This window comes from Alkaliphilus sp. B6464 (assembly GCF_018141165.1).
Classification (GTDB): Bacteria; Bacillota; Clostridia; order Peptostreptococcales; family Natronincolaceae; genus Alkaliphilus_B.
Genome location: NZ_CP058557.1, coordinates 2,398,595 through 2,418,929 on the forward strand (window position 1 = coordinate 2,398,595; position 20,335 = coordinate 2,418,929).

Consider the following 20,335-nt stretch of genomic DNA (forward strand, 5'->3'; position numbering starts at 1 on the left):
AATGGGGTGAAAAAATGGGATATAAAATTTTAATTGTAGATGATGAGCCTCTTTTGGTAAAAGGGTTAAAATATAGTTTGGAACAAGATGGATATGAAATATTTACAGCATTTGACGGTGAAGAAGCATTAGGAAAAGTGAAGGAACAAAAGGTAGATTTAATTTTATTAGATCTAATGCTTCCTAAAATAGATGGTTTGCAAGTATGCCAGCAAATACGATTAAGCTCTCAGATTCCTATTATTATGCTAACTGCTAAGGGTGAAGACATGAGTAAAATATTAGGTTTAGAATATGGTGCAGATGACTATTTAACTAAACCATTTAATATTTTAGAGTTAAAAGCTAGAATAAAGGCTGTTTTAAGAAGATACCAAAGTATAGATCAACCAATTGAGGAGAGAATTATTAGAATTGATGATTTTAAAATTAATACTTTAGGTAGAAAAGTAAGTTTGAATGGAGCAGATATAAATCTAACAGCTAAGGAATTTGATTTATTGCTATTGCTAGCATCAAATCCAGGGAAGATTTATAGCAGAGAAGAATTATTAGAAATAATTTGGGGTTACGAATATTTCGGAGACTTACGAACAGTAGACGTGCATATTAGACGTCTAAGAGAAAAAATCGAACTTAACTCTAGTAACCCAGGATATATATTGACAAAGTGGGGAGTTGGGTACTATTTTAGGAATAAATAATAATTTTGATGGAATTAGGTGGAAGCTAATATCCACATATTTATTATTAATAGTAGTTGCTTTGTTAGTCATAAATATTTTTGTATACGAAACTATAAAAACTGATTTTTTAAAAGAGCAGAAAAAAGATGCCTTAATAAAGGCTAACATTATTTCAGATAGTATATCCGTTACTTTAAACAAAGAAGATGTTGAATTAACTGATATCAACTTAGATATTCAATTAAAGGAAATATCTACAAAGCTTGATGGAAGAGTATTGATAATTGATTCTAAAAAAAAAGTAATTTACGATTCCTTTAATGATTTAAGAGATGCTGTAATTGATCAAAAAGAAGTAGTTAGAGCTTTGGATGGAGAGGCTATGGTGAGTGAATACATATTAGATAAGCATAAAAACACTTTATATACAAGTGTGCCACTTACTAAGAATGGAAAAATTGCAGGGGTAGTTTTATTATCCGTATCCCTACTACAACATTATTTTACAATAAATTCAATTAGAAATAGTCTAATATTAATTTCTTTAATTGTACTTATACTAATTACTTCTATAACCCTTAAAATTGCGACTGCTATATCAGAACCTATTAAACGACTAACCCAAGCTATGCAAAACGCTGCCCACGGAAAGTTAAATGAAAACGTACCTATAACAGGTAGTGATGAGATTAGTCAGCTAGCTAAGGCTTATAATTTTATGAATACCAAACTAAGCCAAATTGAAAAGCAGAGAAGAGAGTTTGTGGCTAATGTTTCTCATGAATTAAAAACTCCCCTAAGTTCTATGAAGCTTTTATCAGAGTCACTGTTGATTCAGCCTAATGTAGAGGTTGAAATATATAAGGATTTTTTGATGGATATAGACTCCGAAATGGATCGTTTAAATAAAATCATAGAAAATTTATTAAATATGGTGGACATGGACGAAGAAAAGTTACATCTTGATTATAAATTAACCTATGTGAATTATTTGCTAGAAAAGGTTGTAAATTCCATTAAGCCTTTAGCGAATGAAAAAAATATAAAAATTATTTTGAACCAATGGGAAAAAATACAGATTTATTTAGATCAAGATAAAATACATCAAGCATTAACTAATATAATTCATAATGCAGTAAAGTATACAGAAGATAGTGGGAAAGTAGAAGTAAGCTTATTTAGAAGAGGACAATATGCTATAATTAAAATAAGTGATAATGGAATAGGTATAGCAGAAGAAAATACCCCCTATATTTTTGAACGGTTTTATCGGGTAGACAGTGCAAGGTCTAGACAGACAGGTGGAAGCGGATTAGGACTAGCTATCTCACATCAAATTATAAGTCTACATCAAGGAACGATAGAGGTAGAGAGTAAGATAAATGAAGGAACAACATTTTACATTAAATTACCTATGGAATATATGCTAGGCGATAAGGATTAATTAGGAGGTTTATATGAAAAAAATTCTGATATATTTACTTCTTATAGTCGTTCTAGTCATTTCATTTAATAGAATTATGTTAAATAAGGATAATAATATTAATGAAGAATTAAAGGTAGAAATAGCACCAATACCTGAAAAGACAGTTGAACTTATAACTCTATATTTTCCTGATGGAGGAAAACAATATTTAACTAGGGAAAATAGAGTTATTGAACATACAGTGGAACAACGAGAAAGAATAATTTTAGAGGAATTGATTAAAGGAACTATTGATAAAGAAAAAATAGCTGTAATTCCTGCAACTACTAAACTGTACTCTGTAGTAACTAAAAATGGTACTGCTTATATTAATTTATCTAATGAATTTAAGTCAGACATGCAATTTGGTGGTAATAATGAGATACTGGCCATATATTCAATAGTAAATTCATTAACTGAGCTTAAAACTATTAAAAGTGTACAAATATCAGTGGATGGACAAAAAGAAGGAGTTTTGCAAAAGTATATGCCTTTGGACTATGCATATAAGCAAAATCTAAGTTTAGTTAATAATCCTATTAGAACTCCTATAGAAATAGTAAAAGATTATTTTAATTTTATAAAAAATGAAGATTATCGGAATGCTTTTGATCTTTTATATAATCCGTCTAACGTAAATATTGATTATTCTATGTACTATCATTTCCAAAAAGAACGAGGAGTTAGAGAATATAATATTTATTCTTATGAAATGACCGGATACAATGAGTTTATAGTAGTTAAATTTGACTATAGTGAAAAAACTTGGACTGGTGATGAGTTTCATTACAAAAATAAAGATTTTAAATTTACAAATCATTATGGAGAGTGGAAAATAGTTATTGAAGATTTACCAAGGTTTTTTAACAATAGTATAAAGTTCAATAATTCTCCGTAAGCTCTAGAGACTGTATAACAAAGTTAGAAAGCTGGATAATTCTATATTGAAGTTGAAATATTAAGTATGATTCTAAGATACAATTTCATAAAATAAGAAAGGGACTTATACATGAGGATTAATAAATATATTAGTGAAACTGGGATTTGTTCTAGAAGAGAAGCTGATCAATGGATTGAAGCAAACAGGGTTACTATAAATGGCATTATCGCACAGCTTGGAACTACAGTTGAGCCAGGGGATGATGTTCGAATTGATGGTAAGCCTATAGGGAATAAAAGAAAACCGGTGTATATTGCATTAAACAAACCAGTAGGTATAACTTGTACTACTGAAAAACATATAAAAGGTAATATAGTTGATTTTGTTAAGCATCCAGAAAGAATATTTCATATTGGAAGATTAGACAAGGATTCCCAGGGGCTAATATTACTAACAAATGATGGTGATATAGTAAATAGAATTTTGCGCGCAGAAAATAATAATGAAAAAGAATATATAGTAACGGTAAACAAATCTATTACACCTTCATTTCTACAAGGAATGTCAAGTGGGGTAAGAATACTTGGTACAAAAACTAAGCCTTGTGAAGTAACTCAAATAAGCGATAAGGTATTTCGGATTATTTTAACTCAAGGACTTAATCGTCAAATCAGGCGAATGTGTCAGAAATTTGGATATGCAGTAACTAAGTTAGAAAGAATACGAATAATGAATATAAAGCTAGATGGCTTAGAGATAGGGCAGTGGCGTAATCTTACCAAAAAAGAATTTAATGGATTAATGAAAAATTTACAATGAAAAGATCACGAATATAGTGGTCTTTTTATTTTGGTACAATTATTTATAATTTGGTTAACCTTAAAATGAAAATAGGTTGACTAATTGTATTAACTTCGGTTATACTTATTTTGTCTAGATGATTAATATATTAAAATAACTTGGCGAAAGGAAGTATAATTATGGAGGAAAAAACAAATATAAATAAAGCGACGAAAATATCTATAAGTGAAATGACAAAAATATCCTTATGTACAGCATTACTTTGTATATCATCATATATTTTACTTCCATTACCATTTACCCCTATAATGATTACTGCACAAACTATAGTAGTCAATTTAATAGCTTTAATTTTAAAGCCTATACATAGTTTTATATCTATTTTAATATTTATATTATTAGGTGCCATCGGGTTACCTGTATTTGCAGGTGGAATTGGTGGGTTAGGGGCATTATTTGGTCCAACGGGTGGCTTTATAATTGGATTTCTATTTGCAGCTATTGCAATAAGTTATCTAAAAGGAAAGAAAATAAATTTAGTCAGATATTTATTAGTAACTATTTTGATAGGTATGCCTATTACTTACTTATTTGGGGCAACATATATGAGTTATGTACTAAATATGGGATATATGAAAACTCTGCAAGTTGCTGTAATTCCTTTTATAGTGGGGGATGTAATTAAGGCTACACTAGCATCAATAATTGCATTAAAATTAAATAATATTTAAGGAATAAGTAAATGTATTAAATTTATTTAATGGAGAACATTGTAGAAAAATGTAAAAACATATTGAAGTTAAAAAATATGTATGTTATAATCTATTGGTGTCAATAATCAGTTATAAATGGGAGTAGATGGGTGCTGGTGTGCCCTCTGGTCTTCAAAATCAGCGCGAGGGGTTAGTAGCCTCTTGGGTGGGTTCGATTCCCACGTACTCCCGCCAAATTTGAAAAAATCAACGGTTACAACGTTTTATGTTGTAGCCGTTTTTATTTTTCAATATTCAACACATTAATGTACATAACAAATTTAAAATAGCTTTAATGGTATTATAGCTAAATATGCTTATACAAGGATACTGATTTTAAAGAAAAAGAAAGAGAGCAGATATTTGTTTAGGGATATACAATATTTTGAAATTAATGTTATAATTAACATATCGTAAGAAAATGATTTGATACATACTTGTAAAATAATATGAAAGAGTAAAAATATATTTGAAAGATGGTGATTTTGTGAGTGAAAATAATTGGAATATAGGCATAAGATTAAAATTTTTTTTCATAACTTTCTCAATGGGATTAATTCTTTATGTCATTTTAGGAGGAATGTTTTTAGGGTTTGATGGGCTTAGTGAGCTTAATATTGATTGGAAATTTATAGTGATAATTTCTCTTCTAAATAGCGTTTTTAGTGTTAGCAAATATAAGAAAATCAAAATTGAAATACCAATAGAAGATAAAGTTAGTTTTACAATACTTTTCAGGGACTGCTTAGAATATACCAGATTAAAAATTATCAATGAGAATAATGATGTTTTCATAGTAAAGCCAAAGCTTAGTTGGGCAGATATATGGCTATGGAAGGAAAAAGTTTCTGTAACTGTAGATGAAAATCAAGCAATATTAACAGGTCCCAGTGTTTATGTAGAGAAAATAAAAATAATGTTAAATACTTTCTCATAGCGTAGTGACGCAATATTTATAGAAAACTTAAATTAATGTCTATAAATTTTGTACAGATTTACTATAATTCTAAAGAAAGGAGTTGAATATTTGATAGCTATATTATTGATAATATTAGCATCGTTAATTTACTCTGCATGTAGAGTGATAATTAATAAAAAGTATAATTTAAATATACCAATTTTACCTGAGAGATATTATGATAACATACCACTAACAATTATTCAGGCACTATTAAGCATATTTAGTATCGCATTAGCAATAGCTTTGCTAGAATTGATTCAATAGTATTTGATGTAAAATATGAAGGCTTTAAATTAATACTTAATATTATTTTGAAAGTATGGAATTATATGGAGGCGCCATCAATAATCTTACCTGCTTTAATTTCGGTTTCGGTATTATATCTACTTAATAAGACATTTAACTACAAAGATAAATTAGTCAACAATTTTGGAACTATTAAATATAAGGTAACTCTACTTAATTATAACACTTATTGTATTTTTTATTATTACATACAAATATGATATAAGTTTTTTGATTAAATAATACGATGATAAGTATATTTATATTTATTTAAATAATGGATTATATAAAATTGATAAGCAAAGTGGCGAGAGAAAACTACTCTATAATGGTGAATTAAAATATTTAAACATAAAGGATGACTTCATTTATTTTGTAAGTAATAGGGAGCTTTATAAGATTTTTAGGGATGAGGTAAATGAAGAGGTCTTTAAATGTCTTGAAGATGTGGAAGAAATTTTTATTGTTGCTGACTGGATTTATTGTTCCGACAGCTGGGCAGAGAATATAGTCAGGTATAATATTAATAATTTTAAGCTAGATAATTCATTTAAAGTCGATACTGTACATTTAAGTATGGCAATAGATAACAATAATATATATTTTAGTGATGAGCAAAGAGGGATGCTCGAAACTTTTTCTTTGTTAACGCCTGCAAATTCAACAAAAACTTAGGTATTTTCAAAGCCTTGGACTAAGCTTTGAAGAAGTCAATGAGCGTATGAACGAATATGACAATGGGATATTAATACAGTCTAATCCTCGGAAATTATTTAGAATTAAAAAAGATGGAACGAGTAATGAAGAAGTAAAGATTAACTTATAAAATAGGGAATCGATATAGTTGAAGAAAATGGATACTAAAAACGAAACCTTGTGGGGAATTAGTATGATTGAGTTACTAGGTATCTCATATTGGCTATGCCATAAATGCTATACCTTTAATAAAACATTTGTCTTGGTATGAATGCTAAAACTATATTATGTGTAAAATGCATCTTAATCATGATAATTTCTTCTCCAACAATATGAATATATTGACTATAAAACTCAGGATTAGGAATTTCATATCTGCAAATTTCTTCTACAGTATTAGTTTTAACCTCATAACTGCTAATGTAACATAATACTAATCTGATTTATCTAACAAGAAAATTATACCATATCTCCTATATTACTATAATAAACTCCTAATTTTTCAATACCGTATTATTCAGTTTTCAAAGAACATTGTTAACTTCATAATTCAACACGATAACTGTATTCTATAATTTCTTTTGAAAAAAGAATTGTATAAAATTGCTAACTTGAGAGCTTTATGCCCTTGGAAGCTAAACAATTGAGCGAGTTTTAGCAACGCTAAAGAGCTTCTTGATAATTTAAAAATCAAGAAGCTCTTTGTCAACATTCTGAACAAAGCATGATTTCTATCATCCTTTGTTTTGTTTATTCTCTAGTAGTATCTCTATCTCTCTCTCTAAAGAGTAGACTAATACAATAAATACCTGCCAGACCAACCAAAGAGTAGATAATTCTACTAAGTAAAGCTTCTTGTCCTCCAAATAATGATGCAACTAAGTCAAATCGAAATAATCCAATTAAACCCCAATTTAATGCACCAATAATAACAAGCAATAAAGCTAGTCTATCCATAATAATACCACTCCTAATTAAAGATTAATTTCTATATTAGTATTGGTTATTTTTTAATAATAATACATTTGTTTGCTTAAATTTTTTAAAAACTCTTAAGAGGTATAAATTTCAAAAAAATGGTTAGAATAATCTCCTAGATAAGCTAGTAAGTTAGGAGGTTTTTTTAATGAGAAGAAAAAAAATGTGGCCACTAATACTTTCAATTTTAACATTAGCCTTGGTTTTTAGTTCAATTGGATTTACAGTTGGATACTATAGATATTCGAGTCAAATATCACAAGAAAAGCTTGAAAGACAAAAGGAACAAGAGCGATTAAATGCGTTAATTAAAGCCCAAGAAGATAGTTTGTATAATATTAATAAAGATAATGAAATGTCAGTTACAAAATATGGGGATACGATTAGTAACGAGACTACATTAGTATATAAAACATTATATACACAATGCCAAAGTGTTATAGAAAAAATGGAGCAGCCTTCTTTAGACTTAATAGGATTAAATGAAAAGGGATTTGAAGAATACTTAAAGCAAAATCATCCAAATTGGGAAATAGAAAGCTTTTCTAAAAAAGACATTATTGTAATTAGGCGAGAAAATAAGATTTGTCCAAATCATTATGTAATTTCTGTAGACAAAGGTTATATAGCTATATATAAGTATGATGAAGATGGAATAAAAAGTTTAGTTGATCAAACAGAGATTCCTATAAACCTCCTGCCAACGGTTGATCAAGAAAAATTACAGAGAGGTATTCTTGTAGAAACTATGGAAGATGTTAATCAGTTATTAGAGGATTATAGTAGTTAATATTTTAAATATCAAAAAAGCAGTTATCTGAAAAATAGATAGCTGCTTTTTAAATTGGCCTTTTGAATGAGAATATGCTAAACTAAAAAATAGCAAATTTAATAGAAACTCTAAATATAAAGCAAAGGGTAGGTGGAGGATTAGAAATGATTATATTAGGAATTGATCCAGGACTTGCAATAATGGGATATGGTATAATACACTATGAGGGGAATCGATTTCGACCTATAGATTATGGAGCTATTACAACACCTAGCACAATGCCTACACCTATGAGACTTAAAAAGATTTATGAGGATTTAAATAAAATTATGATTAAACATAATCCAGATGCTGTAGCAATTGAAGAATTATTTTTTAATACTAATGTTAAAACTGCATTGTTAGTAGGTCATGCGAGAGGTGTAGCAGTGCTATCTGCTGCTAATAACGATAAAGAAATATTTGAATATACTCCTTTGCAGGTTAAGCAGGGAGTAGTTGGTTATGGTAGGGCAGACAAAGGGCAGGTGCAGCAAATGATTAAGACACTGCTAAATCTTCCTAATGTACCTAAGCCCGACGATGTTGCTGATGCTCTAGCAGTAGCGATATGTCATGCTCATTCGGGAAATTTTAAAGATATGTTCAAAATCAAATAGGCTCTGGAGGAATATGTATGTTTGAATATTTAAAGGGAATGGTTGTTGATATTATTTTAGATAAAATAATAATCGAGGTTAATGGGATCGGATATAGAATTAATAGTACTACAAATAGTGTCTCTAAAGTTAAAAGGGGTGATCAGACTATTGTTTATACACATTTAGTAGTTCGGGAAGATGAGTTAAGCTTGTATGGTTTTACTTCTACTGATGAGCTAGCAATGTTTCAGAAACTAACTTCTGTTTCTAAAATAGGTCCAAAAGTTGCTAGTGGAATACTATCTACCTACACTCCAAGTAAATTGGGGGCTTACATATTAAGTAATGATATTGCTTCAATAGCTAAATCACCAGGAGTAGGAAAGAAAACCGCAGAGCGCATTGTGTTAGAATTAAAGGATAAAATCGATAAGACAAATGTAGATTACGATTACACCTTATTTAATGATGATAATAAGGATGACAATGAAGCAGTTCAGGCTCTTATTGCCTTAGGATATACTAAAGTAGAAGGAGAAAAGGCAGTTCAGGCTGTTAAGGATACAAGCTATGCAACAGAGGAAATTATAAAAAATGCACTTAGATGGCTAATGAAATAGATTAAGAGGAGGGAGTGAACATGATATCCGAGTTTGAAGAGAGGATCGTGTCAAATAAAATAAAACCTGAGGATCAAGAAATTGAAGGTGGATTACGTCCTAAGTTTTTAAATGATTATATTGGACAAGACAAAGTAAAAGAAAAATTAAAAATATTTATAGAGGCTGCACAACACAGAAAAGAAGCTTTAGACCATGTTCTACTATATGGGCCTCCTGGTTTAGGTAAGACTACATTATCTAACATTATAGCTAATGAGATGAATGTAAATATTAGGATTACATCTGGTCCAGCAATAGAAAGACCTGGTGATTTGGCTGCTATATTAACAAATCTATCAGAAAATGATGTTTTGTTTATAGATGAAATCCATAGGATTAATAGAACAGTTGAAGAAATACTGTACCCTGCAATGGAGGATTTTGCGCTAGATATTATTATAGGTAAGGGGCCAAGTGCGAGATCTATAAGACTAGATTTATCTAAGTTCACCTTAATAGGAGCTACTACAAGGGCTGGACTGTTAACTTCTCCACTAAGAGATAGATTTGGGGTAATAGCCAAATTGGAATTATATGATATTAAAGAGCTAAAGGAGATTGTAAAACGATCAGCTTATATTTTAAATGTTTATATAGATGATGATGGAGCGGCAGAAATTGCTTCAAGGTCAAGGGGTACTCCTCGTATAGCTAATAGACTTTTAAAAAGGGTTAGAGATTTTGCTCAGGTTAGAGGCGATGGACGTATTACTTTAGATACTGCACAAGATGCATTAGCTCTACTTGAAATTGACTCTTTAGGTTTAGACAACACTGATAAAAAGATGATTGAAGTTATGATTAATAACTTTGGAGGAGGACCAGTAGGCCTAGATACCCTAGCTGCTTCAACAGGAGAAGAAAGAAATACAATAGAAGATGTTTATGAGCCTTACTTATTACAAATAGGATTTATTAATCGTACACCAAGGGGTAGAGTAGTAATGAAAAAGGCATACGAACATTTTAATATCCCTTTTAAAGAATAACAATAGTATGTACTAGAAGAATCTAATAATGGGCTTTGAAATAAGGCTTCTATAGGAGGTCTTATTTTTTTCTGAGTGGATTAGTGTTTATTTTACAAATTCATTACATTAAAAAATATAAAGGGTTTAAGGAGATTTTGTCGAATTATAAAGTTATTCTATTTTACCTGGGAGGATTATTTAATGAGAAGGATAAAAATTATTATAGTTCCAATGCTTATTGCACTAATTGTTCTTATGAATGTGCCTACTACATTTTCTTATGATAAGTCCACGATACCTTACAATATAAAAATTGGGCTCTTTTTCGATAGGACAGCAAAATCAACATTATTATTAGAAAGTCAATCTAGCTTTAGAGTAGGATTTTTTCAGCAGGATGAATTCATTAACTTATTTGATTTAGATGAAAATAAAATTTTATTAAGAAAAGATAAATTCTATATAGGGCAAGGGATTAGCTTTACGGAGTATACAGGAGCTATAAATGAACAAGTTAATATATCAAATATAGAAGGTCCTTACCATATTCAAATTGGACAAAGTTTTACCAGTTACTCAGAAGCTTATAATTTTTTGAATTCACTTAATATAGGGAATGTAAATAGCTACTTATCTTATGAAAAAGAATGGAAGGTTTTTTCAGGTTTATATTTAACTGAATCGAGCGCTAATGAAGAAGCAAACAAAATAAATGCAAACTACGGCTACGATGCTAAAGTAATACAACCATCTACTACTAGGGTCCAAGTTATTAATGAAAAAGGAAATACTATATTTATGTATGATTCAGCAGATGAAATTTATTTTACTGGCAAAGATTATAGAGGTACTACACCTATAGTAAATGTAGAGGGTACTAACTATAGGGGAGCTATTACTGCAAAAAGGTTGTCAAATAGTGATATGACAATAATCAATAAACTACCTTTGGAGGAGTATTTGTATGGAGTTGTGCCAGGAGAAATGCCAGCATCGTGGCCAATAGAAGCTTTAAAAGCCCAAGCTGTGGCAGCAAGAGGATTTGCCCTTACTAATTTTAATAAATACAAACAATTTGATTTTAATTTGTGCTCTACTACAAATTCTCAGGTATACAAGGGTTATACTGGAGAGCATCCTAATACAAATGTGGCAGTAGACGAAACTAGATCTAAGGTTATAACTTATAATGGTACATTGGTAGAGCCTTATTATCATTCTAATAGTGGTGGTCATACTGAAGATAGCGAAAATATTTGGGCAGGTCAACTTTCTTATATTAGAGGAGTAGAGGATAACTTCTCTTTAGATGCGCCAAATAGCACTTGGTCTGTATCATTTACAAAAGACGAAATAAAAAACCGTTTAGCTAACCATAATATATTTATAGGAGATATTTTAGATATGAAGATTACTTCTATTTCTAATAATGGAAGAGTTTTATCTTTAGTTGTATATGGAACAGAAGGACAAGAGATTATGGAAAAACAAAAAAGTAGAACTGTTCTGGAGTTAAAAAGTAGTTGGTTTTCTATTAATTCTAATAATGACACTAACAATGAATCTCAACTGATGGTTATAAATGGAAGTGCATCTAAAGAGGAATCCATTAACTTAACGAGTAAACATGTAATTACGGCTGATGGAATATATGAAATCAGCAATTCGCAGGGACTCTCTATATTTAACGGAAAGGAGTATAGGAGTATAGACGAAGAAGTAATTGAAAATATTTCGGATACTTTTGTACTGCACGGAAAGGGATTTGGACATGGTTTAGGCATGAGCCAGTATGGAGCAAAGAAAATGGCCGAATTGAACTATAAATACGATGAAATACTAACTCATTATTATACGGGTGTAAAGGTGGAATAAAAAATGGAAACAAAAGACTTTGATTTTTACTTACCAGAGGAATTAATTGCACAAACACCTTTGGAAAATAGAGATAATTCAAGATTGATGGTTTTGGATAGGGAGACTGGAAAAATTGAACATAAGCATTTTTATGATATTGTAGAATTTTTAAACCCTGGAGATTGTTTAGTATTAAATGACACTAGAGTATTACCTGCAAGATTAATTGGTGAAAAAGAAGTAACTAGGGGTAAAATAGAATTTCTATTATTAAAAAGAATAGAATTAGACACGTGGGAAGCATTAGTCAAGCCAGGAAAAAAAGCAAAGATTGGTAGTAGATTTGTTTTTGGTGATGGACTACTGCATACAGAAGTTGTAGGTATGGGAGAAGAAGGCTCTAGAATTATAAAGTTTGAATATGATGGTGTATTTGAAGAAATATTAGATAGACTAGGGCAAATGCCATTACCACCATATATTACAGAAGCGCTGGAGGATAAGGAACGATACCAAACAGTATACTCTAAAAATCAGGGTTCTGCAGCTGCACCTACAGCTGGCCTACACTTCACTAAGGAGTTATTGCAAAAAATAGAAAATAAAGGAATAAAAGTTGTATATATTACTTTGCATGTTGGCTTAGGTACATTTCGCCCTGTAAAGGTGGAAAAAATAGAAGAACATAAGATGCACTCGGAATTTTATATTCTAGATGATAAAACTGCTAGTATTATTAATAATGCTAAAAAACAAGGAAATAAAGTAGTTGCTGTGGGCACTACTAGTTGTAGAACTTTAGAGTCAGTAGCATATACATATGGACAAATAAAGCCTAGTAGTGGATGGACGGATATTTTTATTTATCCCGGATATAGTTTTAAAATAGTGGATAATTTAATTACTAATTTTCATTTACCAGAATCAACATTAATTATGTTGGTTAGTGCTTTAGCAGGTCAGGATAGAACCTTAAATGCCTATGAGACCGCAGTAAAAGAAAGATATAGATTTTTTAGTTTTGGAGATGCTATGTTCATAAAATAAGGATGGTGAAGATTTAAAATGGCAATTAAGTATGAGCTAATCAAGACATGTAAACAAAGTGGAGCAAGGTTAGGCAGACTACATACACCACATGGTATAATAGAAACACCTATTTTTATGCCGGTGGGGACACAGGCAACGGTTAAGGCAATGACACCAGAGGAACTGAAAGAGATTAATTCACAAATAATTTTAAGTAATACATATCATTTATATTTAAGGCCAGGACACAAATTAATTGAAAAAGCAGGCGGATTACATAAATTTATGAATTGGGACGGACCGATTTTAACTGATAGTGGAGGATTCCAAGTATTTAGTTTAGGCCCACTCAGAAAAATAAGTGAAGAAGGAGTAGAATTTAGATCTCATTTAGATGGATCGAAGCATTTTATTAGTCCAGAGAAGGCTGTTGAAATACAAAACTCTCTAGGTTCTGATATTATGATGGCGTTTGATGAGTGTGCTCCATATCCAGCTGATTATGAATACGTTAAAAACTCACTTGAAAGAACTACAAGGTGGGCAAAAAGGTGTAAGGATGCTCATAAAAATACTGAAAAGCAAGCTTTATTTGGAATAATTCAAGGAGGTATGTATGAAGATCTAAGAAGGCAAAGTGCTGAGGAGATAATAGGCTTAGATTTTCCAGGATATTCAATAGGCGGACTAAGTGTAGGTGAACCTAAACACTTAATGTATGAGGTACTAGATTACACCACACCATTAATGCCGAAGGACAAACCAAGGTATTTAATGGGTGTAGGAAGTCCAGATGATTTAATAGAAGGTGTAATTAGAGGAGTAGACATGTTTGACTGTGTATTACCTTCAAGAATTGGTAGAAATGGCACTGCAATGACTAGTCGTGGTAAAGTTGTAATTAAAAATGCTAGTCATACGGAAAGTTTTGAGCCCTTGGATCCTGAGTGTGACTGTTACACATGTAAAAATTATTCAAGAGCCTATTTACGTCATTTATTTAAGGCAAACGAAATTTTAGGATTAAGACTGCTTACAAACCATAATTTATATTTCCTTTTAAAATTAATGGAAGAAATAAGACAAGCTATTAGAGAAGATCGACTATTAGATTATAGAAAAGATTTTTTTCAAAAATATGGATATGAATTATAGGTGTTAATTGGTTATAAATATAATAAGTTTTAACACATTAGCATACTAATTTATTAAAAGCTTTTTAGAATTTTTCTACACACAAATTAATTTTATTTGTTTTTAAAGGAAATTTGCTTTATTTGTTGAATTTGTTTATGTAAGATAATAGATTATGACATTGTAAAGGGGGGAATATGCGTATGCCAGCACAGATTGCAAGTTTAGCATTACCATTAGGTGTATTTGTAGTTTTTTATTTTTTATTAATAAGACCACAACAAAAAAAGGATAAAAAAATTAAAGAAATGAGAAACAATCTAAAGGTTGGGGACCAAATAATAACTATCGGTGGTATTCATGGTAAGGTTATCAAAATAAAAGATGATGCTATTACTATTGAAGTTGGATCAGATAAATTAAAGCTAACGATGGCCAAGTGGTCCGTTGGAACAGTAGTTTCACAGGATAAAAGTTTATAAAATAAAAAAGCGGCTATGCTGCTTTTTTTATTTTATAAGAGTGAAATTAGTAATAATTTTTATATTAAGAGTCATATGTATAAATAAGACTAATCTCAGATAGGGTTCTAAAATTGTTAACCATAGAGTTAAATAAAAGAATGCTGGGGGTGTTATGATGAAGGGTGGAAAAAAAACTACAGTAAAGACAGGACCTCTTAATATAAAAATCTATGGACGTGGGCTGATTAGGGGATATATAATATCGCTATTGCTTTTTCTTATAGTAGCAGTGCTAATAACATATACAAGTATAGGAGAAAATATTATTCCGTTAATTACGTCTATTATTATGATAGTTGGTATTGTTTTTGCGGCGATTTATGCTTCTGTAAATTTGAGAAACAAAGGTTGGCTCCATGGTGGAATTATAGGATTAGTTTTTATTTTGATATTAATTGGTTTAAGTAAAATATTTATAGCAGATTATTCAGTTGACAGGATTGCTTTATATAAAATTGGATTAAGTATGGGAGCAGGAATAATAGGGGGCATGCTAGGGGTAAACATTAAATAATAAGCTTTTTTTTCCTTTTTCTTTGTGGTATAATGCAATAGTATTAGGATTTTATAGGAAAGGAGCTTTCATATGAAACATATTAAAACATTGAGCGGCGCAACTCTTGTAAAAAGTGCTGTTAAGGGAGGATGTGGCGAGTGTCAGACTTCTTGCCAATCAGCCTGCAAAACTTCTTGTACAGTAGCTAACCAAGAGTGTGAAAACAGATAATTACATAAAGGTTAAGCAGCAGTGTAAATTCACTGCTGTTTTTTCTTTAAGTGGATAATATTATACGACTTTTTTCTTGAATGTTTCTATTATATTTTATACAATGAGTTTATGCTTATTTTTTATTACTTAAGTGGCTTAATGAAAGGAGCTTTATATAATGATTCATAAATTTTATCAAGATAATACCTATATGGTGATGGATGTTAACAGCGGAGCTGTTCATGTTATTGACAAGTTAGCCTATGATGTTTTAGATTTTTATTCAGATAAAGAAACAGAAGACATTGTAGAATTGCTTAAGAACAAATATTCTAGCGTAGAGATAAGAGAAGCTATTAAAGAGTTAGACTCTATAAAAGAAGAAGGACTTTTATTTGCAGACGATCGTTACTTTAATCATGAAGGCTTTAAGAACAAAAAGCCTATTGTTAAAGCTTTATGTCTACATATAGCTCATGATTGCAATATACGGTGTAAATATTGCTTTGCGTCTCAAGGAGATTTTAAAGGAGATCGAAGCTTAATGAGCGCTGAGATTGGTAAAAAATCTATAGACTTTTTGCTTAAAAATTCTGGAGGTCGTCATAATTTAGAAGTAGACTTCTTTGGTGGCGAGCCATTAATGAACTTTGAAACCGTTAAAGAAATAGTTGATTATGGAAGAGAGCAAGAGAAAAAATATAATAAAAATATTAGGTTTACTATGACCACTAATGGTGTGCTTCTTAATGAAGAAAATATGAAATATATTAATGAAAATATGTACAACGTGGTTCTTAGTATTGATGGGCGCAAAGAAGTTAATGATACTATGAGATATTCTATTAATGGACAAGGTACATATGATATAATAGTACCTAAGTTTTTAAAAATGGTAGAGATGAGAGAACATCGTAACTATTATGTTAGGGGAACTTTTACTAGAGAAAACTTAGATTTTGCAAAAGATGTGTTGCATCTTGCAGATTTAGGATTTAAAAGTACGTCTATGGAACCAGTAGTAGCTGAGCCGCATCATGACTATGCTATTAAAGAAGAAGACTTATCAACTGTATTTGAGCAATATGAAGCTTTAGCTAGAGAATATGTTAAAAGAATTAAAGAAGGAAAAGGATTTGATTTTTTCCACTTTATGATAGACTTAAATCAAGGGCCATGTGTAATTAAACGGGTTTCTGGATGTGGTGCTGGTGCTGAATATTTAGCTATTACTCCTGAAGGAGAGATTTACCCATGCCATCAATTTGTTGGTAATGAAGATTTTAAAATTGGAAATATCATGGAAGAAACTCTGAATACTTCTTTATACAACGAATTTAGTAATGCTCATATTTATAATAAAGATAAATGTGGTAAGTGTTGGGCGAAGTTTTATTGCAGTGGTGGATGTCATGCTAATGCTTATAATTTTAACAAAAATATTTATGAGCCTTATGATATTGGATGCGAAATGGAGAAGAAGAGAATTGAGTGTGCCTTAACAATTCAAGCAAAATTAGCAGAGGAGGATTAATAGTGATTAAGTCAATCAAAGGCAAAAAACCTGCTATCGATAATAGTTGCTTTATTGCAGAAACAGCAAATATAGTTGGAGATGTAACTATAGCAGCAAATTCTAGTATTTGGTACAATGTAGTTATACGAGCAGATGAGAATTATGTAAAGATTGGAGAAAATACCAATATTCAAGACAACTCTGTTATTCATAACAGCATAGAATTTCCTACTATCATTGGTGATAATGTTACTGTAGGTCATAATGCGATTGTTCATGCTTGCACAGTTGGGAATGATTGTCTAATTGGAATGGGTGCTATTATATTAAATGGTGCAGAAATTGGGGATGAAACAATTGTCGGTGCTGGTGCCCTTGTTGCCCAAGGAAAGAAAATACCTTCTGGAGTATTAGCCCTAGGTTCACCTGCAAAGGTAATTAGAGAACTAACAGAACAAGAAAAAGAAGGGTTAAGGGATTCTGCTAGACATTATATAAATACGGCCAATGACCATATGAATAATGAAAAATAATAATACCTAAGGTATTAAATAGATATGTCATCCGGTGGAGTATAAGCTCCATCGGAATTAAATTTTATGCTATTGGAATTTTATGTAATGTTGTATGGTTTTATTGACGATTATTTATCATATGTATATAATTAAACTGATTATGTTATATATAGAGAGGAAGTGGATAATATGAAAGCAAAGAGTGGTATTATATTTATAATTATTATTGCCATTTTGGGATTAGCAATATTTACAGCTTTCAATGGGCTAGAAATTGGCAACTATAAAATAAGGCCCGTAAAGGATTCAGTTCGACAAGGACTTGATTTAAAAGGTGGAGTTTATGTTCTTTATGAAGCCCAAACGGATAAAACTGGTAGAGAATTAGACGAATTAATAGAGCAGGTTATAGAAGTATTTAGTAGACGTGTAGATAGTATGGGACTTACAGAACCATTGATTATTCGAGAAGGTGAAAAGAGAATTCGTGTTGAATTGCCAGGAGCAAAAAATGCTCAAGAAGCTATAGATATGATTGGTAAAACAGCACAGCTGAAATTTGTTACTGCTGATGATGAAGTTGTGGTTACAGGTAGTAATGTAGTTAGAGCTCAAGCAACCTTAGGAGAAGGAAATTCACCACATGTAAGCTTAGAATTTGATAGTGAAGGAGCTAAAAAGTTTGCTGATGCAACTGGTAGATTAGCTGAGCTACAAAATAGTATGGATAAAATAATTTATATTATATTAGACGATGAGGTAATTTCAAGTCCAGTAGTTAACAGCAAAATTCCAGATGGACATGCATCTATTTCTGGTGGATTTACAATAGAAACAGCATCTAATTTAGCTGCTTTAATTAGGGCAGGGGCTTTACCTGTAAACTTAGAAGAAGTACAAACATCAACAATTACTGCTACTTTAGGTGAAAATGCCTTAAACAGAAGCTTACAGGCAGCTAAAGTAGGTATTATACTTGTGTTTCTTTTTATGCTCATTTATTATAGAATACCTGGTTTAGTTGCAAGTATTGCATTGTCCATATATATATTACTTGTAATAGGAACAATGATAACTTTAAAAGCAACATTTACATTGCCTAGTATCGCTGCTTTAATTCTTTCTGTAGGTATGGCAGTAGATGCTAACGTTATTATTTTTGAAAGAATTAAAGAGGAAATTAAAGCTGGTAAAACAGTTAGAGCTGCAATCGACTCAGGATTTAAGAGAGCATTTACATCAATTCTAGACTCTAATATTACTACCCTTATATCAGGAATTGTTTTATATCAATTTGGTACAGGCCCTATTAAAGGATTTGCAGTTATGCTAATAATTGGTATTGCTGCAAGTATGTTTACAGCTGTTGTAGTTACCAAATTCTTATTAAAATTATTTGTAGGAATGAATCTAACTAAAAATAGCAAACTTTACGGAGCGTAAAAAGGGGGGAGACTTATGAATATTGTACAAAGACGAAAAATATGGTTTTCTATTTCTGTAGCAATTATGTTACTAGGTTTAGTTTTAGGACTTGTAAGAGGGCTCAATTTTGGAATTGACTTTACTGGCGGAACCTTATTGGAAATTGAACTTCATAAATATGTAGCTACGGAAGAAATAAGAGAAATTACTGATAAATATGACTCTAGCTCAAGTATAAATATGTTAGGTGAGGAAAAGACAACAGTTCAGATTAGAATGAACGAAGACTTTGATAATGAAAAGCGTACAGAGATTTTTGAAGAATTTAGGGAAAAATATAATTTAACTGAAGAAGACTTTTTAAGAGCAGATCAATTTGGACCATCAGTAGGAAAAGAAATTCAGGGTAAAGCACTACTTTCAATGCTTATCGCTGCTGTTGGAATGTTAATATATATTACAATTAGATTTGAGTTTAGCTTTGCTATTTCAGCTATTATAGCATTAACTCATGACGTTTTAATTGTATTAGCAATGTACTCTATACTTCGAGTACCCGTTAATAGCCCTTTTGTAGCTGCCATTTTAACTATTCTAGGATATTCTATTAATGATACAATTGTTATATTTGATAGAATAAGAGAAAACATTAAATTTATGAAAAAGTCTGACTACACACAGGTAGCTAATGATAGTATTTCACAAACAATCACTCGTTCAATAAATACTTCATTAACAACATTAGTTACTATTTTAGCCCTATATATTTTAGGAGTAGATCAAATTAGGGAATTTGCACTGCCACTAATGATAGGTGTTATAACTGGAACCTATTCCTCTGTATTCATTGCAAGCCCATTATGGGTTATGATTAAACAAAGACAAAGGGCAAAACATATCTAATAAATTTAGTATGTCATAGGAGTGGTAATAATATTAATAAAGTATTGTTACCACTTTATCTATTTTTACTAGATATTTGACGAAAAAAATATAAATTATAAAGAAGGTTTTTATTAGATTTTGTTGAATATGTGCTATGGGCAGCGGTAGCTGCTTTTATTGTGAATACAACA

Annotated in this window: 23 protein-coding genes and 1 tRNA gene; 23 read left to right on the forward strand and 1 reads right to left on the reverse strand. The window is 30.7% G+C overall.

Annotation, left to right across the window (positions count from 1 at the left end; all coding sequences use genetic code 11):
- The first annotated feature begins 14 nt into the window (after positions 1-14).
- From HYG84_RS11970 to HYG84_RS12010, 9 genes are all read left to right on the forward strand, one after another.
- On the forward strand, positions 15-704 hold the full coding sequence (locus tag HYG84_RS11970) for a response regulator transcription factor (RefSeq protein WP_212377465.1): 690 nt from the start codon (positions 15-17) through the stop codon (positions 702-704).
- Entirely contained in the window at positions 679-2,130 is a 1,452-nt protein-coding gene (locus HYG84_RS11975; protein WP_249168608.1) for a sensor histidine kinase, read from the forward strand. The genes HYG84_RS11970 and HYG84_RS11975 overlap by 26 nt, the downstream gene beginning before the upstream one ends.
- Positions 2,131-2,143: 13 nt before the next feature.
- On the forward strand, positions 2,144-3,049 hold the full coding sequence (locus tag HYG84_RS11980; RefSeq protein WP_212377468.1) for a GerMN domain-containing protein: 906 nt from the start codon (positions 2,144-2,146) through the stop codon (positions 3,047-3,049).
- Positions 3,050-3,160: 111 nt separating this feature from the next.
- Entirely contained in the window at positions 3,161-3,850 is a 690-nt protein-coding gene (rluF, locus tag HYG84_RS11985; RefSeq protein ID WP_212377471.1) for a 23S rRNA pseudouridine(2604) synthase RluF, read from the forward strand.
- 161 nt (positions 3,851-4,011) lie between these two features.
- Positions 4,012-4,563: a biotin transporter BioY gene (locus tag HYG84_RS11990; RefSeq protein ID WP_212377474.1), complete on the forward strand. Its 552-nt coding sequence runs from the start codon at positions 4,012-4,014 to the stop codon at positions 4,561-4,563.
- A gap of 119 nt (positions 4,564-4,682) precedes the next feature.
- Positions 4,683-4,779 (forward strand) — tRNA-Sec (locus HYG84_RS11995).
- Between the two features lie 274 nt (positions 4,780-5,053).
- On the forward strand, positions 5,054-5,521 hold the full coding sequence (locus tag HYG84_RS12000; protein ID WP_212377477.1) for a hypothetical protein: 468 nt from the start codon (positions 5,054-5,056) through the stop codon (positions 5,519-5,521).
- A 90-nt stretch (positions 5,522-5,611) separates the two neighbouring features.
- The gene (locus HYG84_RS12005) at positions 5,612-5,809 is read left to right on the forward strand and encodes a hypothetical protein (protein ID WP_212377479.1); all 198 of its coding nucleotides are present in this window, start codon (positions 5,612-5,614) and stop codon (positions 5,807-5,809) included.
- A gap of 312 nt (positions 5,810-6,121) precedes the next feature.
- Positions 6,122-6,505, forward strand: a complete 384-nt coding sequence (locus HYG84_RS12010) for a DUF5050 domain-containing protein (protein WP_249168761.1) — start codon at positions 6,122-6,124, stop codon at positions 6,503-6,505.
- Between the two features lie 771 nt (positions 6,506-7,276).
- Here the strand turns inward: HYG84_RS12010 and HYG84_RS12015 are convergent.
- Positions 7,277-7,483 (reverse strand): DUF378 domain-containing protein, encoded by a 207-nt coding sequence (locus HYG84_RS12015; protein ID WP_212377482.1) that lies wholly within the window; start codon positions 7,481-7,483, stop codon positions 7,277-7,279.
- Between the two features lie 169 nt (positions 7,484-7,652).
- Between HYG84_RS12015 and HYG84_RS12020 the strand changes: the two genes are divergently transcribed.
- The 14 genes from HYG84_RS12020 (at position 7,653) to secF (ending at position 20,162) form a co-directional block, all read left to right on the forward strand.
- A complete protein-coding gene (locus HYG84_RS12020) occupies positions 7,653-8,294 on the forward strand; it encodes a BofC C-terminal domain-containing protein (protein ID WP_212377485.1) in 642 nt (213 codons plus the stop codon).
- A 146-nt stretch (positions 8,295-8,440) separates the two neighbouring features.
- Positions 8,441-8,935 (forward strand): crossover junction endodeoxyribonuclease RuvC, encoded by a 495-nt coding sequence (gene ruvC / locus HYG84_RS12025; RefSeq protein WP_212377488.1) that lies wholly within the window; start codon positions 8,441-8,443, stop codon positions 8,933-8,935.
- Positions 8,936-8,952: 17 nt separating this feature from the next.
- Complete coding sequence (ruvA, locus tag HYG84_RS12030; RefSeq protein WP_212377491.1) at positions 8,953-9,537, forward strand: Holliday junction branch migration protein RuvA; 585 nt, start codon at positions 8,953-8,955, stop codon at positions 9,535-9,537.
- Positions 9,538-9,557: 20 nt separating this feature from the next.
- Complete coding sequence (ruvB, locus tag HYG84_RS12035) at positions 9,558-10,568, forward strand: Holliday junction branch migration DNA helicase RuvB (RefSeq protein ID WP_212377494.1); 1,011 nt, start codon at positions 9,558-9,560, stop codon at positions 10,566-10,568.
- Positions 10,569-10,751: 183 nt separating this feature from the next.
- On the forward strand, positions 10,752-12,425 hold the full coding sequence (locus tag HYG84_RS12040; protein ID WP_212377497.1) for a SpoIID/LytB domain-containing protein: 1,674 nt from the start codon (positions 10,752-10,754) through the stop codon (positions 12,423-12,425).
- A gap of 3 nt (positions 12,426-12,428) precedes the next feature.
- Positions 12,429-13,454, forward strand: coding sequence for a tRNA preQ1(34) S-adenosylmethionine ribosyltransferase-isomerase QueA (queA, locus tag HYG84_RS12045; protein ID WP_212377501.1), 1,026 nt, complete (start codon positions 12,429-12,431; stop codon positions 13,452-13,454).
- An 18-nt stretch (positions 13,455-13,472) separates the two neighbouring features.
- Positions 13,473-14,591: a tRNA guanosine(34) transglycosylase Tgt gene (tgt, locus tag HYG84_RS12050; RefSeq protein WP_212377504.1), complete on the forward strand. Its 1,119-nt coding sequence runs from the start codon at positions 13,473-13,475 to the stop codon at positions 14,589-14,591.
- A gap of 182 nt (positions 14,592-14,773) precedes the next feature.
- Positions 14,774-15,052 carry a preprotein translocase subunit YajC gene (gene yajC / locus HYG84_RS12055; protein ID WP_212377507.1) on the forward strand — a complete coding sequence of 93 codons (279 nt, stop codon included), beginning with the start codon at positions 14,774-14,776 and terminating at the stop codon, positions 15,050-15,052.
- 157 nt (positions 15,053-15,209) lie between these two features.
- Positions 15,210-15,608, forward strand: a complete 399-nt coding sequence (locus tag HYG84_RS12060; RefSeq protein ID WP_212377510.1) for a TIGR04086 family membrane protein — start codon at positions 15,210-15,212, stop codon at positions 15,606-15,608.
- A 72-nt stretch (positions 15,609-15,680) separates the two neighbouring features.
- On the forward strand, positions 15,681-15,821 hold the full coding sequence (gene scfA / locus HYG84_RS12065; RefSeq protein WP_212377514.1) for a six-cysteine ranthipeptide SCIFF: 141 nt from the start codon (positions 15,681-15,683) through the stop codon (positions 15,819-15,821).
- Between the two features lie 160 nt (positions 15,822-15,981).
- Positions 15,982-17,337 (forward strand): thioether cross-link-forming SCIFF peptide maturase, encoded by a 1,356-nt coding sequence (gene scfB / locus HYG84_RS12070; RefSeq protein ID WP_212377517.1) that lies wholly within the window; start codon positions 15,982-15,984, stop codon positions 17,335-17,337.
- A gap of 2 nt (positions 17,338-17,339) precedes the next feature.
- Positions 17,340-17,852: a gamma carbonic anhydrase family protein gene (locus HYG84_RS12075; protein ID WP_212377521.1), complete on the forward strand. Its 513-nt coding sequence runs from the start codon at positions 17,340-17,342 to the stop codon at positions 17,850-17,852.
- A 171-nt stretch (positions 17,853-18,023) separates the two neighbouring features.
- A complete protein-coding gene (gene secD / locus HYG84_RS12080; RefSeq protein WP_212377524.1) occupies positions 18,024-19,277 on the forward strand; it encodes a protein translocase subunit SecD in 1,254 nt (417 codons plus the stop codon).
- A gap of 15 nt (positions 19,278-19,292) precedes the next feature.
- Positions 19,293-20,162: a protein translocase subunit SecF gene (gene secF / locus HYG84_RS12085; RefSeq protein WP_212377529.1), complete on the forward strand. Its 870-nt coding sequence runs from the start codon at positions 19,293-19,295 to the stop codon at positions 20,160-20,162.
- Positions 20,163-20,335 lie beyond the last annotated feature (173 nt).

Bases quoted from the DNA above. Each gene is read 5' to 3' on its own strand.
- HYG84_RS12015 (WP_212377482.1), bottom strand. From the start codon at position 7,483: ATGGATAGACTAGCTTTATTGCTTGTTATTATTGGTGCATTAAATTGG.
- yajC (WP_212377507.1), top strand. From the start codon at position 14,774: ATGCCAGCACAGATTGCAAGTTTAGCATTACCATTAGGTGTATTTGTA.
- scfA (WP_212377514.1), top strand. From the start codon at position 15,681: ATGAAACATATTAAAACATTGAGCGGCGCAACTCTTGTAAAAAGTGCT.
- secD (WP_212377524.1), top strand. From the start codon at position 18,024: ATGAAAGCAAAGAGTGGTATTATATTTATAATTATTATTGCCATTTTG.
- ruvC (WP_212377488.1), top strand. From the start codon at position 8,441: ATGATTATATTAGGAATTGATCCAGGACTTGCAATAATGGGATATGGT.
- tgt (WP_212377504.1), top strand. From the start codon at position 13,473: ATGGCAATTAAGTATGAGCTAATCAAGACATGTAAACAAAGTGGAGCA.
- rluF (WP_212377471.1), top strand. From the start codon at position 3,161: ATGAGGATTAATAAATATATTAGTGAAACTGGGATTTGTTCTAGAAGA.
- secF (WP_212377529.1), top strand. From the start codon at position 19,293: ATGAATATTGTACAAAGACGAAAAATATGGTTTTCTATTTCTGTAGCA.
- HYG84_RS11990 (WP_212377474.1), top strand. From the start codon at position 4,012: ATGGAGGAAAAAACAAATATAAATAAAGCGACGAAAATATCTATAAGT.
- queA (WP_212377501.1), top strand. From the start codon at position 12,429: ATGGAAACAAAAGACTTTGATTTTTACTTACCAGAGGAATTAATTGCA.
- HYG84_RS11980 (WP_212377468.1), top strand. From the start codon at position 2,144: ATGAAAAAAATTCTGATATATTTACTTCTTATAGTCGTTCTAGTCATT.
- scfB (WP_212377517.1), top strand. From the start codon at position 15,982: ATGATTCATAAATTTTATCAAGATAATACCTATATGGTGATGGATGTT.
- HYG84_RS12020 (WP_212377485.1), top strand. From the start codon at position 7,653: ATGAGAAGAAAAAAAATGTGGCCACTAATACTTTCAATTTTAACATTA.
- ruvB (WP_212377494.1), top strand. From the start codon at position 9,558: ATGATATCCGAGTTTGAAGAGAGGATCGTGTCAAATAAAATAAAACCT.
- HYG84_RS12040 (WP_212377497.1), top strand. From the start codon at position 10,752: ATGAGAAGGATAAAAATTATTATAGTTCCAATGCTTATTGCACTAATT.
- HYG84_RS12060 (WP_212377510.1), top strand. From the start codon at position 15,210: ATGAAGGGTGGAAAAAAAACTACAGTAAAGACAGGACCTCTTAATATA.
- HYG84_RS11970 (WP_212377465.1), top strand. From the start codon at position 15: ATGGGATATAAAATTTTAATTGTAGATGATGAGCCTCTTTTGGTAAAA.
- ruvA (WP_212377491.1), top strand. From the start codon at position 8,953: ATGTTTGAATATTTAAAGGGAATGGTTGTTGATATTATTTTAGATAAA.